An 18,074-nucleotide genomic window follows, 5' to 3' on the forward strand; every position below is an offset into this window, starting at 1 on the left:
TATTCTCCAGGATGTTTAGTGCCAATTCTATTAAAAAAAAAGGCGACCTCGGCCGCCTTTTTTTGCTAATTTTGAAATCTAATCAAACCCCAACCGGATTAGCCTTCTCAGGATCAATCTTGTACTGCTTGATCGCCCTGGCCACATCCTTCCCAGTCATCTTCCCATCCTTCGCCAACGCCGCAATGGCGGCATGCGCGATGTAGTAGCGATCGACCTCGAAGAACCGGCGCAGGTTCGCACGCGTATCCGAGCGGCCGAAACCGTCGGTACCCAGCACGGTGTAGTGCATCGGCACGAAGGCGCGGATCTGGTCGGCGAAGGCGCGCACGTAGTCGGTGGCGGCGATGGCCGGGCCCTGGCGGCCTTCCAGCAGCTGGGTGACGTACGGCTTGCGCTGTTCGCCTTCCGGGTGCAGGCGGTTCCAGCGCTCGGCGTCGAAGCCGTCGCGGCGCAGTTCGTTGAAGCTGGGGCAGGACCAGATGTCGGCGGTGACGCCGAAGTCCTTGTCCAGCAGCTCGGCGGCGGCGATGGCTTCGCGCAGGATGGTGCCCGAGCCCAGCAGCTGCACGCGCAGTTCGCCCTTCTTGGGCTTGCCGGCGTCCTTGAGCAGGTACATGCCCTTGATGATGCCGTCTTCCGCGCCCGCCGGCATTTCCGGGTGGGCGTAGTTCTCGTTCATCAGGGTGATGTAGTAGTACTCGTCCACCTGCTCCTGCATCATCCGCTGGATGCCGTACTGCATGACCACGGTGACTTCGTAGCCGAAGGTGGGGTCGTAGCTGCGCACGTTGGGGATGGAGCCGGCGATGACCTGGCTGAAGCCGTCTTCGTGCTGCAGGCCTTCACCGTTCAACGTGGTGCGGCCGGCGGTGCCGCCGAGCAGGAAGCCGCGGGTGCGCATGTCCGCCGCCTGCCAGGCGATGTCGCCCACGCGCTGGAAGCCGAACATGGAGTAGTAGATGTAGAACGGCAGCATCGGCACGTTGCTGACCGAGTAGCTGGTGCCGGCCGCCAGCCACGAGGAGATCGCGCCCGGCTCGCTGATGCCCTGCTGCAGCACCTGGCCGGACTGGTCCTCGCGGTAGAACATCAGCTGGTCGGCGTCCACCGGCTTGTACTTCTGGCCGAACGGGGCGTAGATGCCGATCTGCCGGAACATGCCTTCCATGCCGAAGGTGCGCGCTTCGTCGGCCACGATCGGCACGATGCGCGGGCCCAGTTCCTTGTCGCGCAGGGCGATGTTGAGGCTCTGCACGAAGGCCATGGTGGTGGAGTAGGTGCGCTCGCCGCTGTCCTTGAGCAGGCGCTCGAACTTGTCCAGGCCCGGGGCCGGGATGGACAGGTCGGCCTTGCGGCGGCGCTGCGGCAGGTAGCCGCCGAGGGAGGCGCGGCGCTCCTGCAGGTACTGCACTTCCGGCGAGTCCGGGCCGGGGTGGTAGAACGGCACCTGCTCGGCATCGGCCAGCTGCTTGTCGCTGAGCGGGATGTTGAAGCGGTCGCGGAACGCGCGCACGGCGTCGTCGTCCAGCTTCTTGGTCTGGTGGGTGGGGTTCAGCGCTTCGCCGGCCGAGCCCATGCCGTAGCCCTTGACGGTCTTGGCCAGGATCACGGTGGGCATGCCGGTGGTGTTCACCGCCTGGTGGTAGGCGGCGTAGACCTTGTGCGGATCGTGGCCGCCGCGGTTCAGGCGCCAGATGTCGTCGTCGGACAGGCCGGCGACCATGGCCGCGGTCTCCGGGTACTTGCCGAAGAAGTTGGCGCGGGTATAGGCGCCGCCGAAGGCCTTGCAGTTCTGGTACTCGCCGTCGACGGTTTCCATCATCAGCTTCTTGAGGACGCCGTTGGTGTCCTTGGCCAGCAGGGCGTCCCAGTAGCCGCCCCACAGCAGCTTGATGACGTTCCAGCCGCCGCCGCGGAACACGCCCTCCAGCTCCTGGATGATCTTGCCGTTGCCGCGCACCGGGCCGTCCAGGCGCTGCAGGTTGCAGTTGACCACGAAGATCAGGTTGTCCAGGCCCTCGCGGCCGGCCAGGGCGATGGCGCCCAGGGTCTCGGGCTCGTCGCTCTCGCCGTCGCCGATGAAGCACCACACCTTGCGGTCGGACTTCTCGATCAGGCCGCGGTGCTCGAGGTACTTCATGAACTGCGCCTGGTAGATGGCGCTGAGCGGGCCCAGGCCCATCGACACGGTGGGGGTCTGCCAGAAGTCCGGCATCAGCCACGGGTGCGGATAGGAGGAGATGCCCTGCCCGTCCACTTCCATGCGGAAGTTGTTGAGCTGGTCTTCGCTGATGCGGCCTTCCAGGAAGGCGCGGGCGTAGATGCCGGGGGAGCTGTGGCCCTGGATGTACAGCAGGTCGCCGGGGTGCTTGTCCGAGGGCGCGCGCCAGAAGTGGTTGAAGCCCACGTCGTACAGGGTGGCGCTGGAGGCGAAGGAGGCGATGTGGCCGCCCAGGTCGCCCGGCTTGCGGTTGGCGCGGACCACGGTGGCCATGGCGTTCCAGCGGATGATCGAGCGGATCTTCCACTCGATGGCCGCGTCGCCCGGGCTCTTGGCCTCGTTGGCGGGGGCGATGGTGTTGACGTACTCGGTGGTCGGCGAGAACGGCAGGTAGGCGCCGGAACGACGGGTCAGTTCGACCATGTCCTCCAGCAGCTGATGCGCGCGCTCGGGGCCTGCGACATCGATGACGGCCTTGAGCGATTCGATCCACTCCTGGGTTTCAGTGGGATTCGGATCGTTCTGCAGCACCTCGTTCAACCAGTTCATAACGCTCCCGTAGGTCGCACGCACGCGCGCGATGGCATGTGTTTTCTCGAAGCCTGCAAGTGTAGCGCAACCGCCTCGCAGGACCTCGTACGCCAGCGTATGGAACGGACTGTCACATTGGCCCGGGACACCCGGCGGGCCGGCCGCCGGCGCCGCTGCGCCGGGTGGCCGCGGCTGCGCTTATGATCGGGAGCCAGGCCCCCGTGGAGCGCCGCCATCGCCCTTGCCCCGTCAGCGCAGGACGCCTCCGCGGTCGCCTGGCGGCACAGCCTGCGCACCCGGCTGCTGCTGTGGGGCAGCCTGCTGCAGGTGGCGCTGCTGCTGGGCCTGGCCCTGCTGTTCTACCTGGGCGCGCGCCAGGTGATGGTGCGCAACGCCCGCGAGGAGGTGGCCGGGCTGACCCAGCAGACCGCGCGCAGCCTGGACGCCACCCTGGGCTCGGTGCAGGTGAGTGGGCGCACCCTGGCCGCCGCCGCGGCCGGGCTGGGCCGGCAGCCGGTCAATCTGCGCAGCCTGCTGCACGCCACGCTGCAGGGCGACCCGGACATCGCCGGGGCCCTGCTGGTGATCGAGCCGGGCGCACTGCAGGGCGACGACCGCGGCTTCGCCTGGCACCTGCGGCGCACCGCCACCGGGATCCTGGAGCAGCCGACCGAGGCGCTGGGCTTCGATGCGCCCAGCATGCCCTGGTACCGGCGCACGCTGGCCGCGCCGGCGCCGTGGTGGTCCGAGCCGTACAGCGACGCCAGCGGCAGCGGCGCCTACCTGACCACCTACAACCTGCCGCTGCGCCTGCCCGGTGACGGGCCGCAGGCGCCGGCGATCGGCATGGTCAGCGTGGACGTGCCGCTGCAGCGGCTGCAGGCCACCGTCGCCCAACTGCCGGCCAACAGCGGGCTGCAGCCGATGCTGCTGTCGCCGGACGGGCTGTTCGTGCTGCATCCGGACCCGGCGCTGCGCTTCCGCCGCACCCTGGAGGTGCACGTGGCGCGGGCGCGGCCGGACCTGTCGCCGCTGGCGCAGGCGGCCGACACCCACGCGCCGGTGCGCTTCGAACACACCGCGCCGGACGGCACCCGCTACCTCACGCAGAGCGCGGCGGTGGGCGACACCGGCTGGACTTTCGCGCTGAGCGTGTCCGAGGACTACATCCTGGCCGGGCTCAACCGCATCGTGCTGTGGGGTGCGCTGGCCGGCGCGGCGGCGCTGGCGCTGTGGCTGTGGCTGCTGCACCGCTACACGGTGCGCCTGGTGCGGCCGATCGAGGATCTGACCGAGTCGGCGGTGCACCTGAGCCAGGGCGCGTTCGATACGCCACTGCGGCATGTGGAACGCGCCGACGAAGTGGGGGTGATGGCGCGCGCCTTCGACAGCGCGCGCGGCTCGATCAAGCGCCAGTTGGAGGAGATCGCCACGCTGGCGCAGGCGCGGCAGCGCATGCAGAGCGAACTGTCGATCGCCCGCGACATCCAGCAGGCGATGCTGCCGGGCGGGCGCACCTTCGACAGCGCCAACAAGCACCTGGAGACCTATGCGCTGCTGGAGCCGGCGGAGATGGTCGGCGGCGACTTCTACCAGTTCTTCGAGACCGAGCCGGGCCTGCTGTGGTTCGTGGTCGGCGACGTCTCCGACAAGGGCGTGCCGGCGGCGCTGTTCATGACCCGGGCGATGACCGTGCTGGAGATCGCCGCGCGCCGGCACACCCGCCCGGACGCGATCCTGATCGCGGCCTCGCAGCGGCTGGTGGAGGGCAACGAGCCGTGCATGTTCGCTACGGTGCTGTGCGGGCTGATCGACGTGCACAGCGGCGACTACTGGCTGTCCAGCGCCGGCCATGAGGCGCCGCTGCTGCTGCGCGCCGACGGCCGCGCGGAGCTGCTGCCGCTGGAATCGGGTCCGCCGCTGGGGCTGGAGCCGCAGTCGCGCTATCCGGTGGTGCATGGGCGCCTGGCCGCTGGCGCGACCTTGCTCAGCTACACCGACGGCATCACCGAGGCGATGGATGCGCAGGAGCAGGCCTATGGCGAGGCGCGGCTGCTGGCGGCGCTGCGGCCCGGCGCCGACGCGCAGGCGCAGTGCGCCGCGGTGCTGGCCGACGTGCAGGCGTTCACCGCGTTGGCACCGCAGTCCGACGACATTACCCTGCTGGCGATCCGGCTGCGCCAGGATCCGGCACGGGAGACGACACGATGATGCTGCGGTGGCAAATGGAACCGGCACTGGACGCGCTGGCGCAGCTGAGCGACAGCGTGGAGGCCGCGTTGCTGCGGCATGGGGTGAGCGGCGAGCAGGTCAGCCGCACCCGGCTGATCGTCGAGGAACTGGCCTGCAACACCCTGGAGCACGGCCACCTGCGCCGCGCACCGCTGCCGGTGGACGTGATCGTGCACCTGCAGCACGACGCGCTGGTGCTGGAGTTCCACGACAGCGGCCCGGCCTTCGACCCGCGCACTGCGCCGGTGCCGGACCTGGACGCGGACATCGCCGAGCGCCCGATCGGCGGCCTCGGCCTGCACCTGGTGCAGCAACTCGCCGATCGCCTGGAGTACCGCCACGACGCCGGCCGCAACGTCGTGCGCATCGTGCTGTTGCAGCCCGCCGATCCCTCCCTTCAGGAGTCGCCCGCATGACCACGTTGAGCCTGCAGATCGACCCGGCGCAGGACAAGCGCCAACGCCTCACCCTGAGCGGGCGCCTGGACACGCATACCTACCAGGCGCTGGACGAGGCGCTGGCGCCGCTGCTGGCCACGCCGATCACCACCCTGGTGCTGGATCTCTCGCACCTGGACTACATCAGCAGCGCCGGCATCCGCTCGATCTTCAAGGCGCGCAAGGTGCTGGCCGCGCGCGACGGGCGGGTGCTGGTGGTGAACCCGCAACCGCAGATCCGCAAGGTGTTCGACGTGGTCAAGGCGGTGCCGTTGAACGAGATCTTCACCTCGGTGCAGGAGCTGGACGACTACCTGGACGAGATGCAGCGGCGGGTGCTGGAGCAGGAACGCGGTGGCTGAGGCGCGCGACGTCCACCGATCAAATCGGCACATCCGCTTTTTTGCAGGCCCGCCTTTGTTCCCTTTTACGGGATCAGCTGCGCCAGGCACAGTCGGTAAAGCCCGTCGCGGCTGACGCCGCTCCCACAGGAGTCGCTGCGGCCTGAGGCACTGGATGATGTAGCGCTGTTTCCCACGAAGGGAACGCGCGCTCGCTTGGGCGCGGCACCAGCATCGTTGGCTGGACGCGATGCCGCCGCGGCGGTGTGAGCAAGATGGTGATGAGCCCGTCTTGCGTGGGAGTCGCCTGTCATGCAGCCCACAACGCCCGAAGCGGCGTGCGTTCCGATGGCGCAATGCGTCGGGACTGAAGTCCCTCCCACAGTGCACCCGGCGAGCTCGCCGAAAGCCCTCTTTCGACACAAGCCAACTGTCGTGCAGCCACGGCGCGCGAAGCGGCGTGTGTTCCGATGGCACAATGCGTCGGGACTGAAGTCCCTCCCACAGTGCACCCGGCGAGCTCGCCGCAAGACCCGCTTTCGACACAAGCCAACTGTCATGCAGCCACGGCGCGCGAAGCGGCGTGCGTTCCGATGGCGCAATGCGTCGGGACTGAAGTCCCTCCCACAGTGCCCCGGCGAGCTCGCCGCAAGACCCTCTTTCGACACAAGCGGCCTCAGCCGCGACGGGATTTGCCGTACAGCCCGCTGCGGCGAAGGCCGCTCCTACAGGGATGGGTTGGGCATCCCTTGTGGGAGGGACTTCAGTCCCGACGACGGAGCGTGTCCGTCGACTTTCGGCGTCGCTTGTCGCGGCTGCATGACAGTGGACTGCCACAAGGGCCACCGCTGGCCGACGCGACCTGCGCAACTCCCCCCGCAGAGATCCCACGCGCACCGAACGCACGCGCACGACGCGAACGCACCCTGCCGTCTTGGCTGAACCAATCCCACAGCGCTCCAACGCCCGCCCTCCCAGGCGCTTGCCGACCACCCCACTTCGATATATCGTTTCCGCACCAGATTCGACATATCGAAATGCCACGACCCCACACCCCCGGCCCGCACCCCGCGCACCGCCTGTTCGAGGAAGACCGGACCGGCCGCGGCCGCGGCGCGCGCGGCCCCCGCCCACTCGGCCACGGCGACTTGCGGCTGTTGCTGCTGGCGATGATCGAGACCCAGCCGCGCCATGGTTACGAGCTGATCCGCGCGATCGCCGAACTGTTCCATGGCCTGTACACGCCCAGCGCCGGCACGGTCTACCCGACCCTGGCGCAGCTGGAAGCGCAGGGCCTGGTACAGGCCGATGCCGACGCCACCCGCAAGCGCTACGCGATCACCGAGGCCGGCCAGGCCTTCGTGCGCACCGAGCGCGCGCAGGTGGACGCGGCGCTGCAGCGCACCCAGCACAGCGCGCGCGCCCTGGTGCGCGCCAATGTGCCGGCACCGGTGCGCGAGGCGATGCGCCGCATCAAGCACGGCCTGCTGGCACGGCACGGACGCTGGGACCCGGACGAGATCGACCGAGTCGCCGCGCTGTTGAATGCCGCTGCCGACGGTATGGATGGCACTCCCCCCTGATTTCCCTTCCAGCCAGCACGCGGACATCTGCGCTTTCGGCGTCCGCGTCGCCCGCCAACCCTCTCCCCCACTTCCGAGGATTCCCATGGCGACTCACGAACACCGCCTGCTGCGCCACCCGCTGCGCCTGCGCCATCTCCAGGTGCTGCGCACGCAACCCCTGACCCCGCACATGCGCCGCGTCGTCGTCGGCGGCCCCGAGCTGGACGGCTTCGTCAGCGCCGGGCCGGACGACCACGTCAAGCTGTTCTTCCCCAACCCCGCCGGCGCGTTCGTGCTGCCGACGATGACCGAGCACGGCCCGGTGTATCCGGCCGACGCGCTGCCCTCGCCCGCCCGCGACTACACCCCGCGCCACTACGACGCCGACGCGCAGGAACTGACCCTGGACTTCGTGCTGCACGGCGACGGCCCGGCCTGCCGCTGGGCGGCGCAGGCCGACCCGGGCGATGCGCTGGTGGTCGGCGGGCCGCGCGGCTCGTTCGTGGCTGCCGACGATTTCGATGCCTACGTGCTGATCGGCGACGAGACCGCGCTGCCGGCGATCGGGCGCTGGCTGGAAACCGTGCCGGCCGATGCGCAGGTCGACGCGCTGATCGAGATCCCCGGCTACGCCGACCGGCAGACGCTGGATTGCGACGCCGAGTTGCGCGTCACCTGGCTGGAACGCAATGGCGTGGACCCGCGCAGCAGCCAATTGCTGGAAGGCGCCCTGCGCGACTTCGATCCGCCCGATGGCGACGCGTTCTACTGGATCGCCTGCGAATCGGCCCGCGCGCGGATGATGCGCAAGTTCGTCGAAGGCCACCTGGGCGTGCCCAAGGAGTGGATCCGGGCGACCGGGTATTGGAAGGCGGGCGGCGACCAGGACGAGTAGCACGCCGGGGCGACGGCATGCCGCCACGCGGCGAAGTGCGATCGCAGGTTGGGTTGGGCAGCACGCATTTGTGCTGTAGACACGCGACTCATTTGTGACTTTCATCACAATATTTCAGAGGCCTGCATTTTACAAACCCGCCTACCCATCGACGGATCTCGGGAGGCGGCTTGCACATGGACAAGGCATTTCACGCGATCGATCCCCGCGGCATTACGCTGAACCCGGACGGATCGATCAACTTCGCCAACCATCGATTGCGCGCCGCGGCAATCGCTTCAGCGACGGCAGGGGCGATTCGCCCCATGAGCGAAAATGCCGGAACGTGCACCAACTCCGGCACCTGCTCCTCCACGAATTACACCTGCAACAACACAGGTGACTGTTCCAAAGCGTCCAATGTCGGCTCTTGTCGCGCCGGCGGCCAGCCCTCGCCAAACGGTTGAGGCACGCCGATGCTGAGCGAAGCCACCGTCGCCGAGGCGCTTTCTCCGCGCATCCTGTCTCTCATCCTTTTGCCGACCGAAAAATGTAATTTCCGCTGCACCTATTGCTATGAAGATTTTGCGATAGGCCGCATGCAACCGAGCGTGGTCAGCGGCATCAAGGCATTGATCGCCAATCGCGCGCCCCACCTGGATCGACTCAATATCTCCTGGTTCGGCGGGGAACCCCTCCTGGCGCGCGATGTCGTCCTGGAGATCGGCCAACACGCAAATGCGGTTTGCGCGCAACACGACGTCGCCTTCAGCGCCGGCTTTACCACCAACGGCTATCTGCTGGAGCCCGCCTTGCTCCAACGCTTTACGGAACTCCAGCACCGCGAGTTCCAGATCACGCTGGACGGTGACGCAGAATGGCACGACAAGACGCGAGTCACCGCCAACAAAGGTGCGACGTTCGAGAAAACCTGGTCCAACCTCATCGCCTATCGCTCACTCGCGGCGCGCTTTTCCATCTCGCTGCGGCTGCATCTGCACCAGGACAATATTGAATCCGTGCGGCGCCTCTACGCACGCCTGCATCGCGAGCTGCTCGATGATTCACGGTTCTCGGTTTACTTCCACAAAGTCTCGAACTTGAGCGCCGGCAGCACGATAGGGGAAAAGGTGCTGCCGCGAGACCGCTACCTGGACGCCATCGCCTATATCACCGCCTCCACCGATCTTCCGCCCAAGGACGAGCGCCCGATTTCGGAAGAGCACCTGGATGGGTATATCTGCTATGCGGCAAAACCGAACTCACTGATGATTCGCGCCAACGGGAAGATCGGCAAATGCACGGTCGCGCTCAGCGATGATCGCAACGACCTCGGGCGCCTCCACGCTGACGGCACCATCGACATCGAAAACGACAAGCTGCGTCGTTGGATGAGCGGATTTTCCGACCTCTCCGAGCAGACGCTTGGTTGCCCGCTTTCCACCTTGGCAAGCACCTGAGGTGCATTCCAATGCCAATCCGCATAGACCCAGACAAGATATCCCTAGGCAAGAATGCCGAGGTGCTGTTCGACGGCTCGGAAGCTTCCACCGCTGCTGCAGTGGAAGCATTGGCAACGCGGCGCTTCGGCACACTCGCCACCAACGAAGTCTGCAATGGCACAAACCCGGCGTGCACGAATACAAAAGACTGCTCGTTAGGGAGCAACACCAACTGCACTAACAAAGGCTCCTGCATCACCCCCACCCCCGGCCCAGGCCAGGGCTGACGTGCAACCACCAGGTGGATCGCCATGACAACGCATACGAACGATAGCCGCCGCAACTTCCTCTTCGGCACCGCTGCTACTGCAATCGCCGCGATGATTCCTGCCGCCGCCGCATCTGCCGCGGCAACCGGTGCCAGCGCTCCACAGACCGCGCCCCCCGTCGGCCGCGCCCTCCCCGAGACGCAGACCTTCGCGGTGCAAGTCCTTGGCGACCTGCGCCAGCCATCGACCGACCTGCAACTGATCCCGGGTCAGCTCTCCGAACCGCTGGCGCTCAAGGGCAACGGCACCTACCGGGTGAAGATCAGCACCACGGACATCACCACGCGCTTCGGGCCGATCTATCGGCTGACCCTCGCCGACGCGCAAGGCACGCCACTGGAGGAAATGAACATCGGCAGCGACACCACCGCCACCTTCAGCCGCTACGGCGTACAGGTCTACGCGCTGTCGATCGAACAGGCGATGTAGGTAGTCCACAGCGCGACGCGCAACGCGCGTCCGGAAACGCAAACGCCCGCCGAATGGCGGGCGTTCGCGTTACGGGCGGACGGCAGCGCACGAAGCGCCACCGCCGCGCGCAGACAGGCTTACTTGGCCGCGTTCAAGGTCGCTTCGGTGGTGATGCGGATCTTCACCTCGTCGCTGACGTTCGGCACGTAGGCGCCCAGGCCGAAGTCGCTGCGCTTGACCGTGGTGGTGGCGTCGAAGCCCAGCGCCGGCACCTTCTTCATCGGGTGCGGACCGGCACCGTTGAGGGTCACCGCCAGCACCACCGGCTTGGTCGTGCCCTTGATGGTCAGGTCGCCGGCGACGGTCAGCTTGTTGGGGCCGGCCGAGGTCACCTTGGTGCTCTTGAAGGTGGCGGTCGGGAACTTGGCGGCGTCGAAGAAGTCGGCGCTCTTCAGGTGCTCGTCGAACTTGGCGGTGAAGCTGTTGAGGCCGGACAGCGGCAGGGTCACGTTGACGCTGGACTTGCTCACGTCCTGGGCGTTGTAGACCAGGGTGCCGTCGACGTCGCCGAAGTGCGCGGACGGGTTGGAGAAGCCGAAATGGCTCCACTGCACCAGCACGTCGGTGTGGGCCGGGTCGAGGGTGTAGGTGCCGGACACGCCCTTGGCGGGGGCAGCGGCGGCGGCCGGCGCGGCGAAGGCGCTGGTGGCGGGCTGGGCGACGACGACGGCCAGGGCCATGGCGAGCGGGAGCAGCAGTTTGCGGGTCTTGGTCATGGTGGAACTCCTTGGAGGGGTGATGGGACGAAACTGCGGCAGGCGCGGGCCTGCGGTGGGACAGGGAAGCGAAACGCGCGCGCTCACTCGATGCGCGCGGCCTCGTCGAAACTCAGCCGCGGCAGGCGCGGGAACAGGCCGCTGGGGTCGCCGTAGCCGAGGTTGACCAGGAAGTTGGATTTGATCGCAGTGCCTGCGAAGAACGCGGCATCGACCTTGGCATTGTCGAAGCCGGACATGGGACCGGCATCCAGGCCCAGCGCACGCGCGGCCAGGATCAGGTAGGCGCCCTGCAGCGAGCCGTTGCGGAACGCGCCTTCGCTGCGGCCTTCGCGCGGTCCGTCGAACCAGCTCTTGGCGTCGGTGTGCGGGAACAGGTACGGCAGCTTCTCGTGGAAGTCCTCGTCGTGGGCGACGATCACCGTGACCGGCGCGGCCAGGGTCTTGGCCAGGTTGCCCTCGGACAGCGCCGGCTTGAGCTTTTCCTTGGCCTGAGGCGAGGTGACGAAGACGAAACGCGCCGGGCTGCCGTTGGCCGCGGTCGGGCCCCACTTCACCAGGTCGTACAGGGCGCGCAGGGTGTCTTCGCCGACCGGCTTGTCCAGGAACGCGTTCTGGGTGCGGGCGGTGCGGAACAACTGGTCGAGGGCGGCGTCGTGCAAGGCGTCGGACATGCGGGGAGTTCCTTGGTCGGGGGAAGCGCCAGGAGACCCGGTGGGGCCGTCCCGATGCAAGGCGGCCAGTGTAGAGTGGCACGATTGCCGCAACACCCGGCCGCGATGCAACGGATTACTACCAAACGTGAAACGATCGGACGCGACCTGGGCGATTAGCGATGGCCGCGCCGGCAACGCCCGCCAGGCCGAAGCGTTGGCCGCCGCGTTGGCGCTTCCGACCGCGACACCGGTCCAGGCGCTATTGCTGCAGCCGCACATGCCCTGGCGCTGGGCGGCGCCGCGCCGGCTCCCCGGCGCGACCCACGCCTATGGCGCGGCCTTCGCCGCGGCGCTGCGGCAGCCGCCGCGGCTTGCGGTGGGCTGCGGCCGCCAGGCGGCGCTGGCGACGCGACTACTGCACGCGCGCGGCAGCCAGGTGGTGCAGATCCTGGACCCGCGGCTGGACCCGCGGCACTGGGACATGGTGGTGGTGCCGGAGCACGACCGCCTGCGCGGCGGCAACGTGCTGACCCTGCTCGGCAGCCTGCATCCCATCGACGATGCCTGGCTGGCCGCCGGGCGCACGGCGTTTCCTGCGCTGGGCGCGTTGCCTTCGCCGCGCGTGGGGCTTCTGGTGGGCGGCCCGTCCGGGCTGGCGCCGTGGAGTGACGCGCAGGCACAGGACGCCTTCGCTGCGCTCGCCGCACAGCTACGCGCGCACGGCGGCAGCGTCCTCGCCAGCGCCTCGCGGCGCACGCCGCCCGCGGTAGCCACGGCCTTGCGCCGCGCGTTCGCTGGGGTGCCGGGCGTGGTCTGGTGCGGCGCGAACGACGGCGCCAATCCCTACGCCGGCCTGCTCGGCTGGGCCGAACGCCTGGCCTGCACGCCGGATTCGGTGAACCTGCTGTCCGAGGCCTGCGCCACGCGCGTGCCGGTGCAGGTGCTGATGCCGGAGGCGGCGCGCGGCCGCGCCCTGGCGTTCCATCGCGCCTTGCAGGCGCGCGGGCGCTTGCTGCCGGCGGAGGATGCCGGCGGCGCGCACGCCGCCGACATCGCACCGCTGCGCGAAACCGCGCGGGTGGCCGCGTTGATCCGCGACCGCTTGGCGCTGGCCTGATCGGCCGCCGCGCCGGCGTCGCTGCCACGACGCCGACACGGCAACCGGGCCCAACCCGTCAGGGATTGCTCGGCGAGCGCGGCACGCCGGCCGGCGCCGCATCCAGCGCGCCGATCAGCAGCCGCACCACCGGCGTGCCCAGGCCGACCGTGTAGTTGTACTTGCCCTTGATCGGCTGGTTGTTGTCGACCACGCCGTTGTCGCCGGGGATGCCGCGATGCAGCGCCTCCGGGCCATTGGCGGCCAGGCGGTACAGGTAGTCGTTGAGATTGCCCTGGCGGCCCTGCTTCTCCACCAGCAGCGCGACCGCGCTGGCGAACTCCGGCGCGGCCACGCTGGTGCCGATCACCGCCTCGAGATTGCCCTTGAAGTAGGTGGCCACCGAGCTATCGCCCTCCCGGCACGGCTGCGTCGCGATCGTCGGGCAGCCGCCGACCAGCATGCCGATGTCCGGCAACGCGCGCATGGACGTGCGCGTCCCGCCGAGCGCACGCAATTGATAGGCCGGTCGCTGGAACAGGGTGCTGACGCCGCCGCCGGCGCCCCAGTAGCCACCGGCCAGGTTGGCACCGACACCGTAGTAATCGGCGGTCTCCAGCGGATCGGCGTAGGCGCTTTCGCTCTTGTAGCCCGACTCCAGGCTGCCCTTCTTGTAGGCGGTGAGCAGGTTGCCGCCGCCGACCGCGGTCACGTGCGGGCTGGCCGCCGGGTGTTCCACGCCGGCCACGAAGCGGCCGTCCTTGTGGTCGATCGCGTACTGCGTGTCGGCGCAGTCCAGGCCGGCGTTGTCGCCGCTGGAGGCGACGAAGGTGATGCCCTGCGCGTTGCCCTGCTTGAACACTGCATCGTAGGGACGCAGCAGCGGGGTGAAATCCTTGCCGCCGTTGTAGGCGGCGGTGTAGTACAGCTCGCAGACGCCGAACGAGGAGCTGACCACGTCGGCCTGGTTGTCCTGCACGATCTGCCGGTAGCCGGCCAATACCGATGCGTCGCTCAGGTCCGGGATCACGTACAGCAGCACGTGCGCGCCGGGCGCGCCGCCGAGCGCCATCTCCACGTCGAGCGCAGCCTCGCCTGCCGCGGCGTCGTTGCCGTCCTGCAAGCCCGGCGTGGCGCCGGCGACGTAGCGGCGTGCGTACAGGGTCGGGTCGGCGCGGTTGGCGGCGTAGCGGCTGAAGTTTTCGTGGTCGAACATCGCCTTGATGTCCGAATCCAGCACGTCGCTGCTGATCAGGATGGCGATGGTGCTGCCGCTGCCGTCGAGCCGGCGCTGCTGCCCCGCCGCGCCGGTGGTGGCCTGGTAGGACGGATAGCCGTAGGCCTGCTTGAGGTCGTTGTACCAATAGGTGGTGCCGCCGGCGCCGTAGCGGTTGGCGGGATTCTTGACGGCCGAGCGCTGCCAGTTGACGTGCATCGGCGGCGCGCCGCGGGTCAGGCCGATCACCGTCGCACCGGTGTCGCGCAGCGCCGCCGGCAGTTGCAGCGGCGCGGCCGCGGCGAGGCGGGCCTGGCTGCCCTGCTGCACCTCGGCGGTCAGCGGTACCGCGAACAAGCGCTCGACGTTGGCCGCGCTCGCGCTGACATGCAGGGTGGCGCCCTCCTCGGCGACGTTCATGTGCGCGGCCTGCAGCGCGGCGCGCACCTTTGCCAGTTGCGCCGGCGCCGGGGCGAAGCGGCGCTGGAATTCGGCTGGCGTCAGCCAGTGGTGGTACTGCGGCGAGAGCGGATCCTGGATGTCGGCCAGCAACGCGTCCAGACCGGCCTGGTCGCGCAACGGCAGGTGCACGTCGAAGCTGACCGGCGCGCTGCGCAGGGCGGCGGTCATCGCCGCGATGGAGGCGTCGGGCGCGGCACTGGCGGTGCCGAGCGCGCACAGCAGGGAAGCGGACAACACGGCAGCCAGCAAGGGCCGACGGCGGATGCGATCAAGCATGGGCGTCTCTCCGGGGGTAGAGCGGGTGGACGAGGCCGCAACGGCCTCGCGGTGGGAAATCGATTGCCTCTTTCTCTTCGGGAGAGGGGCTGGGGTGCGGAGCGCGAAACGCCCGCGTTGGTCCGTTGCTGCGCCGCTGCGCCCGGCCCCTCATCCGCCCCTGCGGGGCACCTTCTCCCGAGGGGAGAAGGGAAGTGCGTGGCCCCTCTCCCACCGGGAGAGGGGTTGCGGTGAGGGTGCGAAGCGCGCAGCGCACGCGTTGATCCATCGCTGCGAGCTTCGCCCGCACCCTCATCCGCCCCTTCGGGGCACCTTCTCCCGGGGGGAGAAGGGAGGCGCTGGTGCTCCTCTCCTTTCGGAAGAGGGGTTGGGGTGAAAGTGCGGGACAAGCGATGCGCGCGCCGAGCCGGCGATGCGCGGATCCAGCGCGGCACGCGGACAGCCATCGGACCGATGCGGGTGCACTGCGCGTCCTGCTCATGTCTGCACGCATCGGCACCTCGTCGGGCTGGGCGAGGCGTGATCATTGAAGAGGAATGCACCGCAAAACTTTGACGGCCGACGCCCTTTTCGACTTTGTAAACAGCGTCTTTCGCCGGGCTTCCGACACATGCGCTTACATGTGTTCGGTGCCTGCCATGCATGGCAATAACCGCCACTCTGTAACGTTTTGATGTCGATACGCGCGGCGCCGCGCCAGGTCTTGCGCAGTGGCGCGCGATGGTCCGCATGCGGCCATGACGCGCCCTGCCGCCACGACGCCAATGCCACGCTGCAGGACCATTGCATGACAAACGCAACGCCGGTGACGCCAACCTGCAACGTCGCTGTCGCATCGTGTGCGCACTTCCTTTACGAATCCCCCTTGCGCATGCCTCTCCATTCCCTGCTGAGCACGGCGATCCTCGCCGCCCTGTTGTCGCCCTTCGCCGCCACCGCCGCGGAGCCTGCCACCGCCGATGGCGCCGCGTCCGACGTGCAGCAACTCGACGCGGTGTCGGTGATCGGCCAGGGCGAGACCCGCCAGGTGCAGCGCATCACCGCCCAGGACGTGGCGGTGCTGCCGCCGGGCACCAGCATCCAGAAGCTGCTCAACCGCATCCCCGGCGTCAACGTGCAGTCCAACGACGCCTTCGGCGCCAACGAGGAATCGCAGACCATCAGCCTGCGCGGCTTCAACGGCACGCGGCTGGGCTACACCCTGGACGGCCTGCCGCTGGGCGACAACGCCTACGGCAACTACAACGGCCTGAACATCAGCCGCGCGCTGATCGCCGAAAACTTCGGCGGCGTGGAACTGGCCTCGGGCATCGGCAGCCTGGGCACCGCCTCCACCAGCAATCTTGGCGGCACGGTGCAGTACTACTCCGACGATCCGTCCACCGAGGTCGGCGTGCGCCTGGCGCAGACCGTGGGCTCGGACAACAACCGCCGCACCTACCTGCGCCTGGATACCGGCGAGCACAACGGCTTCTCCGCGTATCTGTCCGGCGTCTATGCCGACGCCGACATGTGGGCCAAGCCGGAATCGCCGACCCATACCGCGCAGTTCAACGGCAAGGGCGTGTACCAGTTCGAGGGCGGCAAGCTCACCGCCTTCGTCGACACCTCGCGCACCTCGCAGGCCGACTATGCCTACCTGTCCAAGAGCGGCCTGCACCGCGGCCTGGGCTGGGACTGGAACCTGTACGCGCCGGACTGGCAGCGCGCGCTGGCCGCGGCGTACTGCGCGCCGGCCACGTTCGATGCCAGCCGCTGCGGCTACAGCGGCGGCGTGGACAACATCAACGACGCCTACTACCAGAGCCGCGCGCTGCGCAACGACGACCTGTACTACCTGGCCGGCGACTTCCAGCCGTCCGACGCGGTGAGCGTGCACACCCAGGTCTACCACCACGAGAACGAAGGCCAGGGCCACTGGTGGTCGCCGGGCCAGCCCTCCTACCCGGGCACGCCGCAGGCGCTGCCGATCTCGATCCGCAGCACCAACTACACCATCAACCGCACCGGCGGCATCGCCTCGCTGGGCTGGGACATCGGCCCGCACCACCTGGAGGCGGGCGTGTGGTACGAGCGCAACAAGCACCACGTGGAGCGCAACTTCTACTGGATCGACGGCCCGATCGACGACGACGTGTTCCTGAGCAACCCCAACCGCCGGCTGTTCTCGCAGGACTACGTCATCACCACCAAGCAGGCCTACGTGCAGGGCACCTTCAAGCTGCTCGACGAGCGCCTGACCCTGGACATCGGCGCCAAGAGCCCGCACACCACGATGACCGCGCGCGAGACGCCGGGGATCGCGGTGGAGTCGCCGGTGGCCAACGGCGAACTCAAGGCCAGCAAGGCGCTGCTGCCGCAGGCCGGCCTGAGCTACCGCCTGGGCGAGGGCCAGGAAGTGTTCGGCTCCTACGCCGAGAACATCGCCGCGTTCCAGGGCGGCGGCGCCGGCGGCCCGCTGCTGGTGACCCAGGCCTCGTTCGACGCCAGCGTCGGCGCGCTGCAACCGGAGAAGTCCAAGACCTTCGAAGCCGGCTACCGCCTGGTGCGCGACCAGTTCGAAGCCTCGCTGGTCGGCTACGACGTCACCTTCGACAACCGCCTGCTCTCGCTCAACCCCTGCGCGAGCATCCAGCAGGGCACCAGCCCGGCCTGCACCACGCGCTTCTTCAACGTCGGCTCGGTGAGCAGCCGCGGCGGCGAGCTGACCTTCATCTGGAAGCCGAACGCGCACCTGCAGTGGTACAACTCGGCCTCGATCAACCGCTCCACCTACGACGACAACTATGTGCAGAACGGCGCGGTGATCCCCACCGCCGGCAAGTACACCGTGGACACGCCCAAGCGCATGTTCGCCAGCGAGATCAGCTGGACCTGGAACGGCTGGAACGCCAACCTGCGCGGCAAGTACACCGGCCAGCGCTACTACACCTACACCAACGACCAGGGCTTCGGCGGCTACACCGCCTTCGATGCCGGCGCCGGCTACGACTTCGGGGCGGTGTCGTTCCTGCAGGACCTGAAGCTGTCGTTGAACGTCACCAACCTGACCGACAAGCGCTACGCCTCCAACCTCACGTCCTTCAGCAACACCGATCCGAGCGGCCGCGCGCAGGCCTTCCACGCCAGTGCGCCGCGGCAGGCGTTCCTAACCCTGGACGCGCGCTTCTGAGCGCGTCCATCCTGTCCGCCCGCCCCCGCACCGG

At 68.4% G+C, this 18,074-nt stretch carries 14 protein-coding genes; 10 read left to right on the forward strand and 4 right to left on the reverse strand.

Annotation, left to right across the window (positions count from 1 at the left end):
* Window positions 1-82 precede the first annotated feature (82 nt).
* Window positions 83-2,773, reverse strand: coding sequence for a pyruvate dehydrogenase (acetyl-transferring), homodimeric type (gene aceE / locus AC1PME_RS19150; RefSeq protein ID WP_481096727.1), 2,691 nt, complete (start codon window positions 2,771-2,773; stop codon window positions 83-85).
* Between the two features lie 216 nt (window positions 2,774-2,989).
* On the opposite strand from aceE, the gene AC1PME_RS19155 reads away from it, so the two are divergent.
* The 8 genes from AC1PME_RS19155 to AC1PME_RS19190 all read left to right on the forward strand — a co-directional run bounded on the left by AC1PME_RS19155 (window position 2,990) and on the right by AC1PME_RS19190 (window position 10,404).
* The gene (locus AC1PME_RS19155) at window positions 2,990-4,966 is read left to right on the forward strand and encodes a SpoIIE family protein phosphatase (protein WP_481098155.1); all 1,977 of its coding nucleotides are present in this window, start codon (window positions 2,990-2,992) and stop codon (window positions 4,964-4,966) included.
* On the forward strand, window positions 4,963-5,403 hold the full coding sequence (locus AC1PME_RS19160) for an ATP-binding protein (RefSeq protein WP_307546859.1): 441 nt from the start codon (window positions 4,963-4,965) through the stop codon (window positions 5,401-5,403). Before AC1PME_RS19155 ends, AC1PME_RS19160 begins: the two co-directional genes overlap by 4 nt.
* The gene (locus AC1PME_RS19165; RefSeq protein ID WP_481096728.1) at window positions 5,400-5,786 is read left to right on the forward strand and encodes an STAS domain-containing protein; all 387 of its coding nucleotides are present in this window, start codon (window positions 5,400-5,402) and stop codon (window positions 5,784-5,786) included. Before AC1PME_RS19160 ends, AC1PME_RS19165 begins: the two co-directional genes overlap by 4 nt.
* Before the next feature lie 1,016 nt (window positions 5,787-6,802).
* On the forward strand, window positions 6,803-7,348 hold the full coding sequence (locus AC1PME_RS19170) for a PadR family transcriptional regulator (RefSeq protein WP_481096729.1): 546 nt from the start codon (window positions 6,803-6,805) through the stop codon (window positions 7,346-7,348).
* A gap of 85 nt (window positions 7,349-7,433) precedes the next feature.
* Window positions 7,434-8,225 (forward strand): siderophore-interacting protein, encoded by a 792-nt coding sequence (locus AC1PME_RS19175; protein WP_254459407.1) that lies wholly within the window; start codon window positions 7,434-7,436, stop codon window positions 8,223-8,225.
* Window positions 8,226-8,401: 176 nt separating this feature from the next.
* Window positions 8,402-8,671: a hypothetical protein gene (locus AC1PME_RS19180; protein WP_160946186.1), complete on the forward strand. Its 270-nt coding sequence runs from the start codon at window positions 8,402-8,404 to the stop codon at window positions 8,669-8,671.
* A 9-nt stretch (window positions 8,672-8,680) separates the two neighbouring features.
* On the forward strand, window positions 8,681-9,664 hold the full coding sequence (locus tag AC1PME_RS19185) for a radical SAM protein (protein ID WP_481096730.1): 984 nt from the start codon (window positions 8,681-8,683) through the stop codon (window positions 9,662-9,664).
* Between the two features lie 293 nt (window positions 9,665-9,957).
* Complete coding sequence (locus tag AC1PME_RS19190) at window positions 9,958-10,404, forward strand: hypothetical protein (RefSeq protein ID WP_254459409.1); 447 nt, start codon at window positions 9,958-9,960, stop codon at window positions 10,402-10,404.
* 119 nt (window positions 10,405-10,523) lie between these two features.
* Here AC1PME_RS19190 and AC1PME_RS19195 read toward each other — a convergent pair whose 3' ends face one another.
* Together AC1PME_RS19195 and AC1PME_RS19200 are read right to left on the reverse strand one after the other, a co-directional pair.
* Window positions 10,524-11,162 carry a YceI family protein gene (locus AC1PME_RS19195; protein WP_481096731.1) on the reverse strand — a complete coding sequence of 213 codons (639 nt, stop codon included), beginning with the start codon at window positions 11,160-11,162 and terminating at the stop codon, window positions 10,524-10,526.
* An 83-nt stretch (window positions 11,163-11,245) separates the two neighbouring features.
* The gene (locus tag AC1PME_RS19200) at window positions 11,246-11,836 is read right to left on the reverse strand and encodes a malonic semialdehyde reductase (protein WP_160946181.1); all 591 of its coding nucleotides are present in this window, start codon (window positions 11,834-11,836) and stop codon (window positions 11,246-11,248) included.
* A gap of 127 nt (window positions 11,837-11,963) precedes the next feature.
* On the opposite strand from AC1PME_RS19200, the gene AC1PME_RS19205 reads away from it, so the two are divergent.
* A complete protein-coding gene (locus AC1PME_RS19205; protein WP_481096732.1) occupies window positions 11,964-12,935 on the forward strand; it encodes a mitochondrial fission ELM1 family protein in 972 nt (323 codons plus the stop codon).
* Window positions 12,936-12,993: 58 nt separating this feature from the next.
* On the opposite strand, the gene AC1PME_RS19210 is transcribed toward AC1PME_RS19205, so the two are convergent.
* Window positions 12,994-14,868 (reverse strand): S53 family peptidase, encoded by a 1,875-nt coding sequence (locus tag AC1PME_RS19210; protein WP_481096733.1) that lies wholly within the window; start codon window positions 14,866-14,868, stop codon window positions 12,994-12,996.
* Window positions 14,869-15,739: 871 nt separating this feature from the next.
* On the opposite strand from AC1PME_RS19210, the gene AC1PME_RS19215 reads away from it, so the two are divergent.
* The gene (locus AC1PME_RS19215; RefSeq protein ID WP_254459412.1) at window positions 15,740-18,040 is read left to right on the forward strand and encodes a TonB-dependent receptor; all 2,301 of its coding nucleotides are present in this window, start codon (window positions 15,740-15,742) and stop codon (window positions 18,038-18,040) included.
* The last annotated feature ends 34 nt before the right edge of the window (window positions 18,041-18,074 follow it).

This window comes from Xanthomonas sp. NCPPB 901 (assembly GCF_056725085.1).

What these genes read in the sequence shown, in the direction of transcription:
- aceE (WP_481096727.1), bottom strand. Translation starts at nt 2,773, where the DNA reads ATGAACTGGTTGAACGAGGTGCTGCAGAACGATCCGAATCCCACTGAA.
- AC1PME_RS19195 (WP_481096731.1), bottom strand. Translation starts at nt 11,162, where the DNA reads ATGACCAAGACCCGCAAACTGCTGCTCCCGCTCGCCATGGCCCTGGCC.
- AC1PME_RS19170 (WP_481096729.1), top strand. Translation starts at nt 6,803, where the DNA reads ATGCCACGACCCCACACCCCCGGCCCGCACCCCGCGCACCGCCTGTTC.
- AC1PME_RS19180 (WP_160946186.1), top strand. Translation starts at nt 8,402, where the DNA reads ATGGACAAGGCATTTCACGCGATCGATCCCCGCGGCATTACGCTGAAC.
- AC1PME_RS19190 (WP_254459409.1), top strand. Translation starts at nt 9,958, where the DNA reads ATGACAACGCATACGAACGATAGCCGCCGCAACTTCCTCTTCGGCACC.
- AC1PME_RS19200 (WP_160946181.1), bottom strand. Translation starts at nt 11,836, where the DNA reads ATGTCCGACGCCTTGCACGACGCCGCCCTCGACCAGTTGTTCCGCACC.
- AC1PME_RS19160 (WP_307546859.1), top strand. Translation starts at nt 4,963, where the DNA reads ATGATGCTGCGGTGGCAAATGGAACCGGCACTGGACGCGCTGGCGCAG.
- AC1PME_RS19185 (WP_481096730.1), top strand. Translation starts at nt 8,681, where the DNA reads ATGCTGAGCGAAGCCACCGTCGCCGAGGCGCTTTCTCCGCGCATCCTG.
- AC1PME_RS19215 (WP_254459412.1), top strand. Translation starts at nt 15,740, where the DNA reads ATGCCTCTCCATTCCCTGCTGAGCACGGCGATCCTCGCCGCCCTGTTG.
- AC1PME_RS19210 (WP_481096733.1), bottom strand. Translation starts at nt 14,868, where the DNA reads ATGCTTGATCGCATCCGCCGTCGGCCCTTGCTGGCTGCCGTGTTGTCC.
- AC1PME_RS19165 (WP_481096728.1), top strand. Translation starts at nt 5,400, where the DNA reads ATGACCACGTTGAGCCTGCAGATCGACCCGGCGCAGGACAAGCGCCAA.
- AC1PME_RS19175 (WP_254459407.1), top strand. Translation starts at nt 7,434, where the DNA reads ATGGCGACTCACGAACACCGCCTGCTGCGCCACCCGCTGCGCCTGCGC.